Raw genomic sequence first — 16098 nt, forward strand, 5'->3', positions numbered from 1 at the left:
CTCCGTTCATGTCCTGCGTGGACGTACCCACAAACCGCCGCGATCCACGGCCAGCCCCGCGCGCTCCAAACGGCGCAATCCGCCCAGGACAGCCCGTACGGGCAATCCGGCAACGCGTGCCAGCGAATCCACCGTAGCGCCCTGAGTGACAGGAAGCGCATCGGCAACGTGACGGTCGGATTCGCTGAGGCCGTCGAACATGGCGGTTTGGCCGGTCTTCGAGTCTGCACCGTGTGGAGATTCGCCATGGGCCTCCAGCGGGGCCACCAATCCCAGGACGTCGTCAACATCGGTGACCAGAACGGCTGAGCCTTCCCGGATCAACCGGTGACATCCGGCTGAGGTGGCGGACTGGACGCTGCCCGGAACAGCCCCCACCGGACGGGACAACTCAGCGGCATGGTGAGCTGTGCTCTGCGCTCCGGAACGCCACCGGGACTCCGTGACCACGGTTGCTCGGCCCACCGCTGCGATCAGGCGGTTGCGGTCCAGGAACCTGAAACGTGCCGGCATGGTTCCCGGTGCAGCTTCCGAGATCACCAGGCCTTCCTGCACCACCTGCTCCAACAAGGCCTGATTGCCCACTGGATACAGGCGATCCACTCCCCCGGCCATGACCGCCACGGTGGGCACAGGCCCGACACCGGTTGCCAGGGCTGCACGGTGCGCGGCCTCGTCCACCCCGTAAGCGCCCCCGGACAGGACGGTCCATCCCCGAGCGGCCACACCGCCGGCCACGTCAAAGGTCACTGATCGACCGTAAGTGCTGCAATCGCGGGATCCAACCACCGCGATGCTGCGATCTGAGAGATCCCGCAGACGGGTCCGGTCACCACGTCCCCACAGACAGACAGGCTCGGCTTGCTGCAAGTCGCGCAAGGCGGCGGGCCAGTCGGGGTCCTCCGGCATGCACATCCACAACCCTTGCTGCATCGCGCGGGACCAGTCCCGTGCGGGATCACAGTCTTGGGCACGTGCCGACCACCGCTGGGTCATGGTGGCAGCGTTGAGACCGCCCCCGCCAGGCAGGGGTTTTCCGTAGGCTCGGATGGTGGCTTCCAGTGCCCCGTGTTCAGTGCCGGTCACGCCACGCAGCCCGGAAATGACCTCCCAGGCAGCCACCGGACCCAACGCTTGCAGGATCAGATGGCCCGTGACGTCCCGGGGTTCCAGCACACGGGACAGTCCTACGCGAGCCAACCGAACGGCGTCGTGATGGCGGTCTGAGGTCATGTTCACATCCGGGCGGTTCATGCCAGCTCCATGGATCGGAAGTACAGGGCTGTGTCGATGTCGTCTGCATCGGGGGCGCTACGGCCGTCCAGGTCCGCCACGGTCCATGCCACCCGGATCACCCGTTGCATGCCGCGTGCGGTCAAGGCACCACGCTCCATGTCCCGTTCCAGAGCTGCCGTGACCCGAGGTGGTTGGCGTAGTTCACCGGTCAGCAGGGACGCACCCACTTCCGCATTGCAGCGCAGTCCGTATGGCGCCAACCGTTCCCGTTGCACAGCACGCGCCTGAGCCACCCGGGCTGCAACGGTGGCGGTGTCCTCTCCCGTGGACGCGGAGGTCAATTCGGCGTAACTGACGGCAGGCACCGTGATCCGAAGATCCACGCGATCCAGCAACGGGCCTGAGAGCTTTCCGAAATAGGACCGGCGTTCACGTGGCGTGCATCGGCAATCCTGGGCCTTGCCGGAGGCTCGACCGCACGGACACGGGTTGGCAGCCATGACCAGCTGGAAGCGGGCGGGATACTGCGCGGAAGCAGCAGCCCGATCAATGCGCACGGTTCCCGTTTCCAACGGCTGGCGCAGTGCATCCAGGACTCCGCGATCGAACTCTGGGGCCTCGTCCAGGAACAACACTCCATGATGGGCACGGGACACGGCCCCTGGGCGCGGAATACCGCTGCCGCCGCCCAGCAGTGCTGCCGCGGAGGCCGAATGGTGAGGGCTTTCAAAGGGCGGTCTGCGAATCAGCTCACGACGTTGACTCACCCGCGTGTCCAGCGAATGAACGGCCGTCACTTCTGTGGCTGCGCCGTCGTCCAGTGGAGGCAACAAGCCCGGCAGCCGTTCTGCCAGGAGGGTTTTGCCGGCCCCCGGCGGTCCGCACAACAACAGATGGTGCCCGCCGGCAGCAGCCAGTTCCAATGCCGCGCGGCCGTCGTACTGGCCTGCCACGTCCGCAAGATCAGGTGCGGCCGGCTGCTCCCCACCACCGGTTGCGGACTCGAACACGGCTGAGGCGCTGGTGGTCGAGGGCCGCAGGAGATCGGTCGGGTCTGCTCCGGCCGCTTCCAGAACGTCCGCCAGGCAATCGAACCCCCGAACCACCGCTCCAGGGACCAGGGCTGCTTCCGCAGCGTTGGCCTGTGCCACCACCACCGCCGGATGACCAGCGGTGACCGCAGCCAGCACGGCCGGAAGAATTCCCCGCACGGGGCGCAGTGCACCATCCAGGGCAAGTTCTGCCAGATAGACCGTCTCCGGTGAGCCTGGCATGACACCATCGGCCTGCAGAACAGATGCTGCGATGGCCAGGTCGAAGTGGGATCCCTTTTTGGGCAGAGTTGCCGGAGTGAGATTCACCGTGATCTGCCGTGGACTCAGCGGCGTCCCGGAGTTTCGGGCGGCTGAACGCACCCGGTCCTTGGCTTCCTTCACGGACAGATCCGGCAGGCCCAGTACGTTGAAACTGGGCAGTTGGGACCCGATGTCCGTTTCCACCTCAACCACTGTGCCTTGCAACCCGATCAACGCCACGGACAATGCTCTGGCAAAACGTTGCCCTGCCATTGCGCACCTGCCTCATCTGCTCTCTCACGGACTTCCATCCGGTGCTCTCCAGGTGAGTGCACTGAGATCAGAATGGGTACATCCCTGCACCTGCGGTGGGCCTGGATGCCATAGGTGGACAGCGACCCCAGAGCAACCGAGCAGAACCTTCACCTGTGGAGTCGCGAGCACTGGGCTCAGGTCAATCCCGGCCGGTGTTCCACACTGACAGCTGTGGGGCGCCCGGGACGCCTGCGGATCATCACGGCCACGGCATCAATCCTCCGGGGCCTTGCATGGTGACCGTTCTCCGATGTCCACGCAGCCAACAACAAGTGCAGGCGGCGCAGCTTGACGGGCGTGATGGACTCCAGCGGGTGGCCGTAGCCAACCCCTGAGCGGGTTTTGACCTCCACGCCCACCACCACGGGGCCCAGGCGCAAGACCACGTCCAGTTCCCCGGTCACACCGTGGTGGGATTTCTGGGCACGCCAGTTACGGGCCAGGATTTCAGCACCGCGTGCTTGTAAATACTCAACGGCAATCTCTTCCCCCACACGCCCCAGGGACTGCCTGGCATTCAGATTGGTCTCCACGGGGTGCTCCCACGCAATTCCGCGGAAGTTTCGGCAGCACCCCGCAATGACTGACCCTGAGCTCACCAAGGCTCCTGGTGTTGTCAGAGTGCAGCGTGACCGCAGCTGGCCACCACCCGTACACCTGATCTGTGGATTCAGCCCCGATGGTTGCAGAAGATTCATATCAGCCGGGCGCAAAGGATCCAGCCCAGGCCGGCTCAGACCCCCAGTTTCCAGGACCGGCGGTGGTGGACTGTGACACCGTGGTCCATCAGGGCAGCACGGTGGGCCGCGGCTCCATAGCCTTTGTTGCCCAGCCAACCGTAGGCAGGGAACTGTTGATGGAGGTCCTCCATCACCCGGTCTCGGTGCACTTTGGCCACCACGGAGGCAGCCGCAATGCTGGCGCACCGCATGTCACCTTTGACCACCGTGCGCACCGGGGAAGTCCAGATGGGTGCGGCATCAACCGGTGAGAGTGGGGCAAACAGATCTGCATCCGGTTCCGTGAGCCAGTCATGCACACCATCCAGCAGAATCAGGTCCGGAAGGTGCGCAGGCTCCAGGGCGGCCACTGCGCGGCGCCCGGCCAGCCGAAGAGCTCCCACGATCCCCAGGGCGTCAATTTCCTCCGGGGTGGAGGATCCGGTCCGTGCCTCCACAACCCATGCCTCGATCTCAGGCACCAGCGCGTCCCGCACCGCCGGTCTGAGCAATTTGGAGTCCCTCAATCGGCCCGGCACAGGCCCTGTGGAGGCATCCACCACGGCCACTCCCACCGTCGCGGGACCGGCCAGGGCACCGCGCCCCACCTCATCCATGCCGCCTATCAGCACTGGCCGGGCTCCTTGGCCTGCCCGGCCCGCCACCATCAGCTCATGCTCCAGATCGAGCGTGGGTGCTGGAGTCACTGCCACCGGTTCATCCTGTGGGAAGCCGACGGGTCCGGGACACGGTCAAAAACCTCACTCCAGTCCGTCATCGCACCGGTGCGGCCCAGCGGCCAGGTGACCACGAACGCAGTGCCGACGACGTCGTTCTGGCTGACGAATGCACGGTTCTCCGGCAGGTAGAAGCGTGAGTCCTCTGAGGCGGTGCGGCGGTCGCCCAGTACAAAGTAGTGGTTGTCCGGAACAATCACGTCAAACGGTGTGTCCGAGGCCACGTCACCGGCGGGCAGGTAGGCGTCCGTTTCATCCACCGGAACGTCGTTGATCACCAGGCGCCCTTGGGAGTCGCAGCACCGCACGCGGTCACCACCCACGCCGATCACGCGTTTGACCACGTGGTTGTCCGAGTCGTCCACGGTCACGCCAAGAAACGCCATGCCGTCGCGGATCCAGTCGAACACGGTCTCCGGTTCATCGGCCGGCGGCAACCACCCCTGGGTGTCCTTGAACACGATCACGTCCCCGCGCTCCGCAGGGCGCAACGTGGTGTCCAAGACGTTGACGAACACCCGGTCCCCGGACACCAACGTGGGTGCCATGGCATCGGAAGGAATCAGGAATCCCCGGACCAGAACGTGTTTGGCCACGAAAGCGATCAGCAACGCCCAGACCACCACCACGGCCAGTTCACGCAGGACGGTGACCACGCGACCCCGTGGCCGGGTGGGCGGATTGGCATCCCGGGCCCGCCGCCCGGAACGACGACGGTACATGGGGACGCCGTCCTCGCGGGTGGCAGGAGCTTCTCCCAGGTCCTCCCACCGCTCGGCAACCCAGGTCTCAGAGGTCGAGGACCCGGTGCCCTGTGATTCGCCAGAGCCTGCTGCGGTCCGCGAATCAGTGTTCCACGGTGTCATTGCCCGTCCCCGGTGTCCTCACCGGAGCCGTCATTCACGCGGGAGAAGGTGTCTTCCTGGCTGGAGATGCCCTGCCAACGGTCGATAGGCCACATGATGCCCGTGGCCTTGCCCACAATGTCCTCTTCACTGACAAAGGCGGTGCCCTGCTCAATGTGATAGCGGGAATCGCCGGAGGCTGAACGGTGGTCCCCCAGCATGAAGTAGCTGCCCTCCGGCACCGTGACCTCAAAGGGAATGGTTGACGGGTCATCTCCCTCAAAGAGGTAGGGCTCATCCAGTGCCACGCCGTTGACGGTGACCTTGCCATCAGCATCACAGCAGGTCACGGTGTCCCCACCCACACCGATCACACGCTTGATCAAGTAGTTGGTGCTGCGATCCGGTGCCAGTCCCACGAACTCCATGGCCTGACGCACGGGGTTGCTGGTCGAGTTGGCAGGCCCCATCCACCCTTGGGTGTCTTCAAACACCGCCACGTCCCCACGTTCCAGTTCCCCGTACCAGGAATGGGCCACGTTCACCCCGATCTTGTCATCCAACTGCAGGGTGTTCTCCATGGAGCCGGACGGGATGAAGAAGATCCGGAACAGAAAGGTCTTGACCAGGAAGGAAATGAGCAGGACCACCAGCACGGTGATCAGGATTTCCTTGAGCAGCCCGCCGGAGGAGTCCTTCTTGGCCTTTGAGCCCTTGGCATTGCCCGCGGTGTCAGCCTCGGCAGCAGCGCGCGAGTTGGGTCCCGGCTCGGGGGTGGTGCTCTGGCTCATGGATTTCCTTCCGGAGGGCAAAGGCAGCCGCGGCGGCTGTGCGGTGACGGGGAGAATCGCGTGGCATCAGGGCCGGACACGACTGCATCACTGTCGAAGAATTTACTCCAGGTCCGCCCGGCCCGTGGGCCACACAACGGTCACGGGTTCGCCGATCACTCTATCGGCCCTGACCAGCCCGCCACCGGGGGCACCCAGCAGGGAACGGGAATCCACAGAAACGGAACGGTGATCTCCCAGCAACCAGAGTCGACCGGCCGGAACCATCACCTCGAACTCGGTGTCACTGGGGGCGTCTCCGGCAAAGAGGTACGGCTCATCCAGGGGCTGGCCGTTGACCTTCAGGCGGCCGTCGTCGTCGCAGCAGGCCACGGTGTCCCCGGGGACGCCGATCACCCGTTTGACAAAGGTGTCCTGGTTGGGGCGGACGCCCAGCCACGCACCGAGTTGCTGTAGTGCCTGCACCGCTGGGGGGTCGTCGTCAAGGGGTGCAAAGGAGCCACGGCCATCAAAAACCACCAGCTGGCCGCGTTCCAGCTGGTCCGTGTCCACCCATTTGGTCACCAGCACACGATCCCCGGGCACCACTGTGGGTTCCATGGAACTGGAACCCACGTAGTACACGTCCACCACCCAGGCGCGGATCACCAGGACCACCACCATGGCCAGCGCCACGGCCACGGCTATCAGTCGCCACCCGTAGGTCCATCGGCGCCACCCGGTCTCAGGGAGGTCCTCAGATCCAGTGCCTTGATTGCCCTCGGACTCCCGGGCCTTTCCTGTGGCTTGCCGGGACTGGCTGGCAGAGGACAAGAACCCGGTGGCAGAGGAATCTGCCACCGGGTTCTTGTTGCTCATGTGCTCAGGCACAGCTGGGGTGATCCGGGGTCACATGGTGTGTGGGCCCCAGTGGATCACTTGCCCTCGTTACCGCGCTTCTCGCGGATACGAGCAGCCTTGCCGTGACGATCGCGCATGTAGTACAGCTTGGCGCGGCGGACGTCACCGCGGGTGAGCACCTCGATCTTGTCGATCACCGGGGAGTGCACCGGGAAGGTACGCTCCACGCCCACGCCGAAGGAAACCTTGCGAACGGTGAAGGTCTCACGGACGCCGTCACCCTGGCGGCCCAGGACAAAGCCCTTGAAGACCTGCACACGGGAGCGGTTGCCTTCAACAATGTTCACGTGAACGTTGAGGGTGTCGCCGGGGCGGAAGTCGGGGACATCGGTGCGCAGCGACTTGGCGTCGAGCTGGTCAATGATGTTGGTCATCACAGTTTCTCCTGGTGAACGCCGCAGGCCGTTCACGTGGGTCATACGGCACCCCAAACGACTGCCACCGTGAACCGGCGCGTTGTGGTTGGTGTGCCGCAAAAGTCAGTCACCCGCGAAATTCAGGGGAATCCTCACGGGGTGTGTGCTGTGTGGTCGCTCTTCCCCCTGCGGCGAGGGCGTGCCCAGCACACACGCAACGCACCATTATGCCACAGTCAGTCCTTCACGACGACGACGCCGGGGTGGCGTCCCACACCAAACGGTCTCCCTCAACAGTCCACCCGAGCTCAGCCAAGGTGGTCAGGTCCTTTTTGTCCAAGGCACCGGAATGCAGTTGCTCAAGGAGGTCCGGACGCCTGGCTGAGGTGCGGCGCAGTTGTTGGTCCCGCCGCCAGCGCGCGATCTGACCATGGTGTCCGGAGAGCAGGACGTCAGGGATGCCCTGCTCCCGCCAGGTCGCCGGTTTGGTGTAGACGGGGTATTCCAGCAGCCCATCCGAGTGGGACTCCTCCACCAGGGACTCCGGGTTGCCGATCACCCCGGGCACCAAACGGCCGATGGCCTCCACCATGGCCAGAACGGCCACCTCTCCCCCGTTGAGCACGTAATCACCCAGGGACATCGGGCGGACCTCAAAGGACTTTTGGGCCCACTCGATCACCCGCTCGTCAATGCCCTCGTAACGTCCGCAGGCAAAGACCAGGTGGTCGCGTTCGGAGAGCTCCTGAGCCACCGCTTGGGTGAAGACCTGCCCGGCGGGGGAAGGCACCACCAGAACGGGCCGCCGGGCACCGATGGCCGGATCACCGTCCGAATCACCAGCTGAAGCCTGGCTCATCACGTCTTCCAGTGCCAATGCCCACGGTTCCGGCTTCATGACCATGCCGGCACCCCCACCGTAGGGGGTGTCATCCACCGTCCGGTGGCGGTCGGCGGTGTAGTCCCGCAGATCCCCCACGTTGACCTGCAACAGACCGTCACGGCGTGCTTTGCCGATCAGGGAAAGATCCAGCGCAGCCAGGTACTCCGGAAAGATGCTCAGAACGTCAATACGCATCAGCGGGTGTCCTCTGGGGCATCTGCCGCCTCGCCCGTGGGGTCCTCGGCGCCCAGTTCCAACAACCCTGGTGGTGGGGTCAGCACAACGGTGTTGGTCTCTTCATCAATCTCCGCCACGATCTCCTGGACAAATGGAACGTCGATTTCGCGGTCATCGGCATCCAGTGTGACCTGCAGAAGGTCTTGATGCGGCAGAGTGCGCAGACCCGTCACCGTGCCGATACGGCGTCGCTGTGGGTCATCCACCACAACGTCCATCTCCAGAAGTTCGTGTTCGTACCAGGCGTCATCGGCGTCGTCGTCGTTGGAATCTCCGTCCACGAACAACTCGCTGCCGCGCAAGGCCTCAGCGGCATTGCGGTCGGTGACCTGCACAAAGCCCACCACCAGAATGTTCTTGTTCCAGCGGGACTTGCTGACCTCCAATTCACCGCCGCGCACGATCGCGGCTGCCGCATCGGTGGAAGGCTCCACGGACAGGCGAGCACCTGGGGCAAAACGCACGTCCGGCTCGTCTGTGAACAACTGGACCGTGACCTCCCCGCGGATACCGTGGGGTTTGCCAATCCGCGCAACTTTGACCTTCATGGGCGCTTCCGAACTCCTTGATGGATGGATCCGATGACCGTGGCCCCGCACCCTGGGCGGGTACGGGGCCACGGTTCATGTGAGATGAGTTTAGGTGACTCGCGTCAGCGTCGGCGGTCGGTGTCGATGACATCCACGCGCACGGAGTCGTTCTCCGCCAGAGCGGTCACAACGGTGCGCAAGGACTTGGCGGTGCGCCCCTGGCGTCCGATCACTCGGCCCAGGTCATCGGGGTGGACACGAACTTCCAGGGTTTCACCCCGGCGGCCGTTCTTGGCCCGCACGTCAACGTCGTCAGGATTGTCAACGATGCCGCGGACCAGGTGCTCCAACGCCTCAGCGAGCATGATCACTCAGCCTTCTCCGCCTCAGCCGACTCTTCAGCTGCAGCCTCGGTGGCCTCGGCGTCAGCCTCAACGGCGTCCTCCGTGGGCTCCGCGGCTTCATCGGCCTTGGGGGTGATGGCCTCGGGAATGATGACCGAGCCCTTGTCCGGTGCCACGAAGTCAGCCTTGGCATCCGGGGACTTCAGCGTGCCCTCGGCACCTGCTTCACCCTTGAACTTCTGCCAGTCACCGGTGATCTTCAGGATGGCGGCAACAGCCTCAGAAGGCTGCGCACCCACACCGAGCCAGTACTGCACGCGGTCAGAAACCACGCTGATGTAGGACGGGTTCTCGGTGGGCTGGTAAACACCAACTTCCTCGATCACACGGCCGTCACGCTTCTTGCGGGAATCGACGACGACGACGCGGTAACGGGGATCGCGCATCTTGCCCATGCGCTTCAAACGAATCTTGACTGCCACTGGTGCAATCTCTCCTGGTTCTTGGAATGTGTCGGGTTCACTGGTCTCGCTCCCGTGGGGCGGGCCGATTGTCAGTGGTCCCTGTGGACACGAAATTCGCGCGGAGAGAGGGTCCGCGCGCATCGAGTACCCGGCCATTGTGCCAGAGATGTCCATCTCATGCAGGGACCGGGTAGCCGATGTCGGTGAGATCACTGCTCGATCTTCAGCGCCTCACGCCACTTCAGGGAGCGGCCGCCTTGGAACACGGCCCGCTGGTAGACCTTCTCCCCCAGCCGGAGCATGAACCATCCGAAGGCCAGGCACAGTGCCAGGGCCACAAACGGTTCCCACACCTGAGCCTGTCCCTCCAGCAGCCTGACCGGCATGGCGATGGAGGAAATGATGGGGACGTAGGAGGCCACGGCCAGCCACGGACCCTGTGCCATGATTCCGGCGAACATGCCCGCCACCAGCACCATGCTGATGACCGTGGTGTTGGACTGCAGGTCCTCGGTCCGTGAGGCCAGCGACCCCAGGACGGCCCAAATGGTGGCTTGGGCGGCAAAGCCGAAGACGAAGAACACGATGAACCAACCAGCTGCCTCAAAGGCCCAACCGAGGTCGGCAGCGACTCCGGTGACGTTGGCAGCGGCCAGTCCAACCCCTGCGTACAGGCCGATCTGGGCAAAGACCAGGACACAGTTGCCCAGGACCTTGCCGTAGAGCAGTTCTCTGATGGGAATGGCCGTGGCCAGGATCTCCACCACCCGGTTCTGCTTTTCCTCCAACACCGAATTGGCAATGGCCAGACCGAAGACCAGTGCGGACATGTAGAACAACATGGCAAAGACGAGCCGGAGAATGTAGGTGGTCAAGCCGCGGTCTTCCCCACCGGTGAGGTATTCCACCCGGTGTTCGGACCCGGCGCGCAGTTCTTCCATGCCCACACCGGCCCGCTCGGCGTTGGTGGCCATGCTGAACTCGGCGATGGCGGAACTCAACGTGCTGTTGAGGGTTCCGCCGAGTTCCGTGTCAACCAGAATCACCCACTGGCCGTCCTCCTGGTAGACGGCCGCATCCGCATCACCGTCGGCAACAAGGTCACGGGCCTGATCTCGGGAGAGTTGCTCGGCCGTCATGGAATCGCCGTCGGAGAGCATGGAATCAGCAATCTGGACCACCTGGCCACCGGCCTGGCTGTCCGTGGCCACGGTGTAGTCCGAGGACCGGTCCCACAGGAAGGCACTGAAGCCCATCAGGCCCACGATCAACACCAAGGTGGTGATGGTGGAGAAGATGAACGCCTTGTCCCGCACCTTGACCGTGATCTCGCGCAGCATCACGATCAGCCAGGGACGGCTCACTGATGTCTGGCTGTCCTGGTGCTGTTGGTCGATGGAGGAAGTCATCGGGTCACCTCACGGTAGATTTCGGACAGGGTCGGTTTCAGATCGGTGAATTCGCGCAGGCCGCTGTCCAATGCCCTCTGCAGAAGCGCATGGCGGGCGTCGTCATCGGCCAGGGCCACGGTGGCTTGGCATCCGTCAACGTCTTCGACCGTGACCCCGGGCATCCCCCTGACCCAGCCAACGTCCTGGGCACACCGGAGTCGATGGCGTAGGGGCCGGGAATCCCGCAGCTCATCGGCTGTCCCAGAGGCCAGGACCTTGCCGCCGTCCAGGATGACCATGGAATCGCACAGTCGATCCACCAGGTCCAGTTGGTGGGAGGAGAACAAGACGGGGACACCGCGGGCCATGTGTTCCTCCAAGAGCTCCACCATGGAGTCCACGGCTGTGGGATCCAGCCCGGAGAATGGCTCGTCCAGGACCAGTGCCGAGGGTTGGTGAAGGAGAGCCGCAGCCACTTGAACACGCTGTTGATTGCCCAGGGACAGCGTTTCCAGCTTGTCCTTCTTCCGGTCCCCCAAACTGAAGCGTTCCAGCAGACGCTGTGCTTCAGCCAACGCCTCCGCACGGGTCAGCCCGCGTAGCTGCCCCAGGTAACCGAGCTGGTCCAGGATGCTCTGTTTGGGGTAGAGCCCCCGCTCCTCCGGCATGTAGCCACAGGCGGCTCGGTCTGTTCTGGTGATCGGCCGACCGTTCCACAGCACCTCACCGGAGGTCACCTTCAGCACGCCCATCATCATGCGCATGGTGGTGGTCTTTCCGGCCCCGTTGGCTCCGATGAAACCGGTCATCTGCCCCGGCTCGACCGAGAACGAGATGTTGTCCACCACCGTTGTGTCACCAAAGGTTCGTGTCAGTCCTCGAACCTCCAGTTGTGTGCCCTGCGCACTGGGCGCATACGTCACCGATCCACGACGACGAATCCCGTCTGGTCTGGGTTCTTCCACCGAATCCTCCTGTTGTTGGCTGCTTCCAGCCTATGGATCTCCAGGTTGGAGAGGATCGGCCGACAGGGGGAAATACTGTCAGTCAGAAGCTTTGAACCACTGGCTTTCTCCCCCGCGAGGTGGAGTTCTCCCCCGGACTCAGGTCAGGTGGAGCCCCGTTCGGTACGCGAAGACCACCGCTTGGACGCGGTCGCGGCTTCCGGTCTTGGCCAAGATGTTGGACACGTGGGTCTTGATCGTGGCCGCGCCCAGGTACAGGTCTTGAGCGATCTCTGCATTGGACATGCCTTGGGCCATCAACTGCAGGACCTGGTGTTCTCGCTGGGTCAAGGAAGCCAGCGCGCTGTCATCGGGGATGGTACTCGGCACACCCCCTTGAGCCTGCACCGCGTGCTGCGACGCAGAACGTGAACCAGCCGCCGGTTGATCCGTGGCTGCTCCCTGATCCTCACCACGGAGGTCTGCCGTCCCGTTGAGGTGGCGGATGACTGCCAGCGTGACCTCCGGTGCCAAGAGCGCGTGCCCACCAGCAACGGCGCGCACAGCGTCAATGAGGTCATCAGGGTCCGCATTCTTGAGGAGAAACCCGCTGGCACCGGCACCCAAGGCCGCAAACAGGTAGTCCTCACGGTCAAAGGTGGTCAGGATGATCACCTTTGACCCACCGGCCGCAACAATGTTGCGGGTGGCCTCGATGCCGTCCATCACGGGCATCTGAACATCCATCAACACCACGTCCGCATGGTGTTCTGCCATCCAGTCAACAGCCTGCCGGCCATTGGCCGCTTCACCGGCCACGCGGATGTCCGGGGCCGATGACAACACCATGGAGAACCCCGAGCGGATCAGGGCGTGGTCATCCACCAGCAGCACGGAGATCACCGGTCACAAGCCTTTCATTGGAACGGTCGAACCTGCTCCGAATGGCCTCGGAGATTCATCAGGGCCTGCTTGGGCCGAGACGGGGAATGTGAATCGTACTCGCCATCCAGGGCCCGGGGTCCGCGGACCGGATTCACAGCTGCCACCGTGCAATTGGGCCCGTTCGCGCAGACCAACCAGACCATAGCCACTTCCGCTGCCGCTGGGTCGGGGCCGGCCTGCGTCCAGGACCTCGATTTCCAGTGCCTGCGAGTGTTGCTCACCAAGGGATCGCAGGGTGACGGAAACCCGGCGTGCGGTCGAATGACGCAGGACGTTGGACAGGGATTCTTGGACGCATCGGTACATGGACGCTCCAAGCGCCGGTGGGAGACGGTCCAGATCGACGTCGTCGGCCACCGCGGTGGAAAGTGTCACGGCCAGGCCGAGGTGGGCGTGTTCACGCACGAGTTCCTCGAGGTCGTTGATTCCGCGCCCCAGGAACTCGGTGGCCCCGCTGTGGTCGTCTCGCAGCACCCCCAGCAATTGACGAGTCTCGGCCACGGCCTGGCGGCTGGATCCTTCCACGGTTTTCAGCGCAGTCTGGGCCGCTTGAGGGTCGGTGTCCAACACCATGCGAGCGGCACCGGCTTGAATGCCGATGGCAGAGACGTGGTGGGCGATGACGTCGTGAAGTTCACGTGCGATCCGCAGGCGTTCATCCACCACCGCCCGGCGGGCAAGTTCTTGGGCCTGGCGCTCGATGGTTCGTGCCTGTTCCTGATTGCGGTGCCTGCGCAGCGCCGCCCGCCAGGAGGCACGGCCTGCATAGACTGCTCCGCCGAAGAATGCGACGTTGACCAGGATGTAATACAGCGTGAACCCGGTCAGCGGATCGAACGGTCCGTCAGCGCTGCCAAGTTCTGCCACCAGATCCCGGTAGCTGGAGGAGATGGTCAAGTCGATCAGCAGCCACACGCCGATCACGATCCCCAGCATCACGACGGCGACCGCCACCACCTGCCGCGACTTGCCCCACGCCACGGCGGCGTACACGTAGGTGAAGAACGCCACCAAGGTGGTTTGCAGAGCCGCGACCTGGCCGTTGGCGTAGGCCCCCGCGATGTAGGCCACGGTGCCCACGGACAGGGCAGCGATGGGATGGCTCCGCCTCCAGATCAAGGGCAGGGTGATGACTGCAATGGCGGCGTATCCCCACCACCGAGGCCGATCCTCCAGCACCCCCGCGTAGCTCTCTGTCAGAGCCAGCCCCACGAAGCCAACCAGGGTCAGGGCCAGGGCACCGATCAGATCCCGACGGAAACCCGTTCTGCCCGGTGAGGCTCTCTCCCAGTCCGGAGCCGTGGGATCTCCCAGGACGGCCACCAGCCCGCCCTGGGTGGTGAAGCGTTGGAGAAAGGTCTGGGGCTCTGCTGCAGTTGGGGACATGGCAGGTGGTTGGTGGCCCACTTCCTCAGACCGCGTCCGGCTTCTGGGATTTGCGCTTGCGAGCCACCGAGTACAGCGCAGTGGTGCCGGCAGCATCGGCAAAGGCCAAAGCGGACAGTGCGCCCAGGGCAGGAGCCGCTTGTCCCGCCCGGCGAGCCAGAGCAGCCAGCCCGGTACCAGCCGCCACCTGCATTCCCGCCACCGCCAACAACAGTTCTGGACGGCGCAGCACGGTGCGGTGCACCGAAGCTCCCAGGCCGTGCGCGGTGGGCTCCTGCGTCAGGGACTGGATCCAGGCCTCCGGCAGGGACGACGGCTCATACCTGGCAGCATCGTCGAGTTCCTCCAAGGATTTGGCGCCCTCCACCACCTTGGCGGCGATCACGGGCAACTCCAGCAACTGCAGCACGGATTCCAGGACCAGCGGGCTGGAGGCCCCGTGGACGTAGTTGGCCAGGCGTTTGGTGTCCGTTGGATCCAGATCAAAAACCGAGGCCACGGATTCGATCTGGACCTGGCTGGTGCGTGAGGCGCAGATTCCCACCACTTCCCGGGTCAGTTCAGCCGCAGCGCTGGAATCCTCCGCAACGGAGACTGCCGTCCATTGGGGACCCCAGGACAGACCGCACACGGCATCTGCCTGGTCCTTGTCCGTGTACCCGGCAGGGTCCTGGTCCCCCAGCAGCACTTCCAGGGACCTGGCAGCACCGTCCGAGGACAACGCGATGGCGGGCTCGGCCAGTCCGGTGCGCAGCGCCCACCAGCCGGATTCGTCATCAGTGACCACCACGGACCATCCATCCCGAGAGATCGCCGAGAACGTCACCGAAGAGGCTGCAGCCAGTACCGGCAGGTCCGGGGCGTCCAGATGAACCACCAGGGCGCGGCGCAGATGTGGGTGCAGTGGCTCCAGGCTCTGCCCGGTCATGCGGTGAACCGTGGCCGCCAACTCCTCCACGGCATCCCCTGCCACAACAGAACCGTCCTGGCCCACGGAGGCGGTCCGACCGTCGTCGTCCACCAGTACCGCAACCTGCAGGTAGGACGGGCCTTCAGCGCAGGCGGCCACGGCGCGGTGGTGGTCCAGGACGCTGCGAATCCCGCGCGCGGTGGGCACCAACTCGGCGGGCTTGTCCGTGACTGCGGGCAGATCGCCTGGCAGTGAGTACGGCTGGACACCGTCAATGCGGACGGCCAACGGCAGAATGTTCCATCCGGCAAGGTGGGAGGGCGTGGTCATGCCGGTCATGGTACTCGGGGGCTCTGGGTGTCAGCTCAGTGCAGGGATCCGACTTCCACCGTGGTGCCATCGGCGATGCAGTTGATGGCTGAACGGACGCGGTCCGCCACGCGCGGTGAGAGGTAGCCGTCCAGATCCTGGGGATCCACCCAGGCATGACCCAGCAGTTCCTCCTCCTGGACCGTGATGGTGGTGTTGGACGGGATCTGACCGCCGTCGTACAAGAAGGAGACCGAGTCTCCCCAGATGCCTTGATTGATCCCGTGCGCCACCAGCAGCAGGCGGCCTTCCGGAAGCTGCAGCCCCACTTCCTCGAGCACTTCACGGAAACAGCCGGTCCGGGGGTCCTCCCCGGCCTCGGTGGTGCCGCCGGGCAGAGTCCACCCGTCCCTGTAATTGGGTTCAACCAGCAGAACTCGCCCGGCCTCATCCCGGATCACTGCGGCCGAAGCCAAACGGCGAGTTGGCAAGGAATCGATGAATGTCTTCAGCTCGTCCTCAGGCAGATGGGAACTCATGGCGCGGCGCTGACCTTCCGTG

The 16098-nt window shown here is 64.4% G+C and carries 18 protein-coding genes; all 18 read right to left on the reverse strand.

The window, feature by feature from the left end; genetic code table 11:
• Positions 1 to 6: 6 nt before the first annotated feature.
• A complete protein-coding gene (gene dprA, locus GTW58_RS03935) occupies positions 7 to 1254 on the reverse strand; it encodes a DNA-processing protein DprA (protein ID WP_231559447.1) in 1248 nt (415 codons plus the stop codon).
• Complete coding sequence (locus GTW58_RS03940; protein ID WP_119932607.1) at positions 1251 to 2804, reverse strand: YifB family Mg chelatase-like AAA ATPase; 1554 nt, start codon at positions 2802 to 2804, stop codon at positions 1251 to 1253. Before GTW58_RS03940 ends, dprA begins: the two co-directional genes overlap by 4 nt.
• 176 nt (positions 2805 to 2980) lie before the next feature.
• A complete protein-coding gene (locus GTW58_RS03945; protein WP_232817991.1) occupies positions 2981 to 3445 on the reverse strand; it encodes a YraN family protein in 465 nt (154 codons plus the stop codon).
• A gap of 134 nt (positions 3446 to 3579) precedes the next feature.
• Positions 3580 to 4278, reverse strand: a complete 699-nt coding sequence (locus GTW58_RS03950) for a ribonuclease HII (RefSeq protein WP_119932605.1) — start codon at positions 4276 to 4278, stop codon at positions 3580 to 3582.
• Positions 4269 to 5168 carry a signal peptidase I gene (gene lepB, locus GTW58_RS03955; protein ID WP_119932604.1) on the reverse strand — a complete coding sequence of 300 codons (900 nt, stop codon included), beginning with the start codon at positions 5166 to 5168 and terminating at the stop codon, positions 4269 to 4271. Before lepB (GTW58_RS03955) ends, GTW58_RS03950 begins: the two co-directional genes overlap by 10 nt.
• On the reverse strand, positions 5165 to 5938 hold the full coding sequence (gene lepB / locus GTW58_RS03960; protein ID WP_119932603.1) for a signal peptidase I: 774 nt from the start codon (positions 5936 to 5938) through the stop codon (positions 5165 to 5167). The genes lepB (GTW58_RS03955) and lepB (GTW58_RS03960) overlap by 4 nt, the downstream gene beginning before the upstream one ends.
• A 102-nt stretch (positions 5939 to 6040) precedes the next feature.
• Complete coding sequence (lepB, locus tag GTW58_RS03965; RefSeq protein ID WP_119932602.1) at positions 6041 to 6796, reverse strand: signal peptidase I; 756 nt, start codon at positions 6794 to 6796, stop codon at positions 6041 to 6043.
• 56 nt (positions 6797 to 6852) lie between these two features.
• A complete protein-coding gene (rplS, locus tag GTW58_RS03970; RefSeq protein ID WP_119932601.1) occupies positions 6853 to 7212 on the reverse strand; it encodes a 50S ribosomal protein L19 in 360 nt (119 codons plus the stop codon).
• Between the two features lie 226 nt (positions 7213 to 7438).
• On the reverse strand, positions 7439 to 8272 hold the full coding sequence (gene trmD, locus GTW58_RS03975; RefSeq protein WP_119932600.1) for a tRNA (guanosine(37)-N1)-methyltransferase TrmD: 834 nt from the start codon (positions 8270 to 8272) through the stop codon (positions 7439 to 7441).
• Positions 8272 to 8862 (reverse strand): ribosome maturation factor RimM, encoded by a 591-nt coding sequence (gene rimM, locus GTW58_RS03980; protein ID WP_119932599.1) that lies wholly within the window; start codon positions 8860 to 8862, stop codon positions 8272 to 8274. Before rimM ends, trmD begins: the two co-directional genes overlap by 1 nt.
• Before the next feature lie 104 nt (positions 8863 to 8966).
• Positions 8967 to 9209, reverse strand: a complete 243-nt coding sequence (locus tag GTW58_RS03985; RefSeq protein ID WP_047691158.1) for an RNA-binding protein — start codon at positions 9207 to 9209, stop codon at positions 8967 to 8969.
• Positions 9210 to 9211: 2 nt separating this feature from the next.
• Positions 9212 to 9670 (reverse strand): 30S ribosomal protein S16, encoded by a 459-nt coding sequence (gene rpsP / locus GTW58_RS03990; protein WP_047691132.1) that lies wholly within the window; start codon positions 9668 to 9670, stop codon positions 9212 to 9214.
• A gap of 191 nt (positions 9671 to 9861) precedes the next feature.
• Positions 9862 to 11061 (reverse strand): ABC transporter permease, encoded by a 1200-nt coding sequence (locus GTW58_RS03995; protein ID WP_047691135.1) that lies wholly within the window; start codon positions 11059 to 11061, stop codon positions 9862 to 9864.
• Positions 11058 to 11984, reverse strand: a complete 927-nt coding sequence (locus GTW58_RS04000) for an ABC transporter ATP-binding protein (RefSeq protein WP_370448265.1) — start codon at positions 11982 to 11984, stop codon at positions 11058 to 11060. The genes GTW58_RS03995 and GTW58_RS04000 overlap by 4 nt, the downstream gene beginning before the upstream one ends.
• A 162-nt stretch (positions 11985 to 12146) precedes the next feature.
• Positions 12147 to 12890, reverse strand: a complete 744-nt coding sequence (locus GTW58_RS04005; RefSeq protein ID WP_119932597.1) for a response regulator — start codon at positions 12888 to 12890, stop codon at positions 12147 to 12149.
• Between the two features lie 3 nt (positions 12891 to 12893).
• Positions 12894 to 14318, reverse strand: a complete 1425-nt coding sequence (locus tag GTW58_RS04010; RefSeq protein WP_157980456.1) for a sensor histidine kinase — start codon at positions 14316 to 14318, stop codon at positions 12894 to 12896.
• Positions 14319 to 14343: 25 nt separating this feature from the next.
• Complete coding sequence (locus tag GTW58_RS04015) at positions 14344 to 15558, reverse strand: hypothetical protein (RefSeq protein ID WP_157980455.1); 1215 nt, start codon at positions 15556 to 15558, stop codon at positions 14344 to 14346.
• Between the two features lie 35 nt (positions 15559 to 15593).
• On the reverse strand, positions 15594 to 16076 hold the full coding sequence (locus GTW58_RS04020; RefSeq protein WP_119932594.1) for an NUDIX domain-containing protein: 483 nt from the start codon (positions 16074 to 16076) through the stop codon (positions 15594 to 15596).
• Positions 16077 to 16098 lie beyond the last annotated feature (22 nt).

It is taken from the genome of Kocuria subflava (assembly GCF_012163155.1).
Classification (GTDB): domain Bacteria; phylum Actinomycetota; class Actinomycetes; order Actinomycetales; family Micrococcaceae; genus Kocuria; species Kocuria subflava.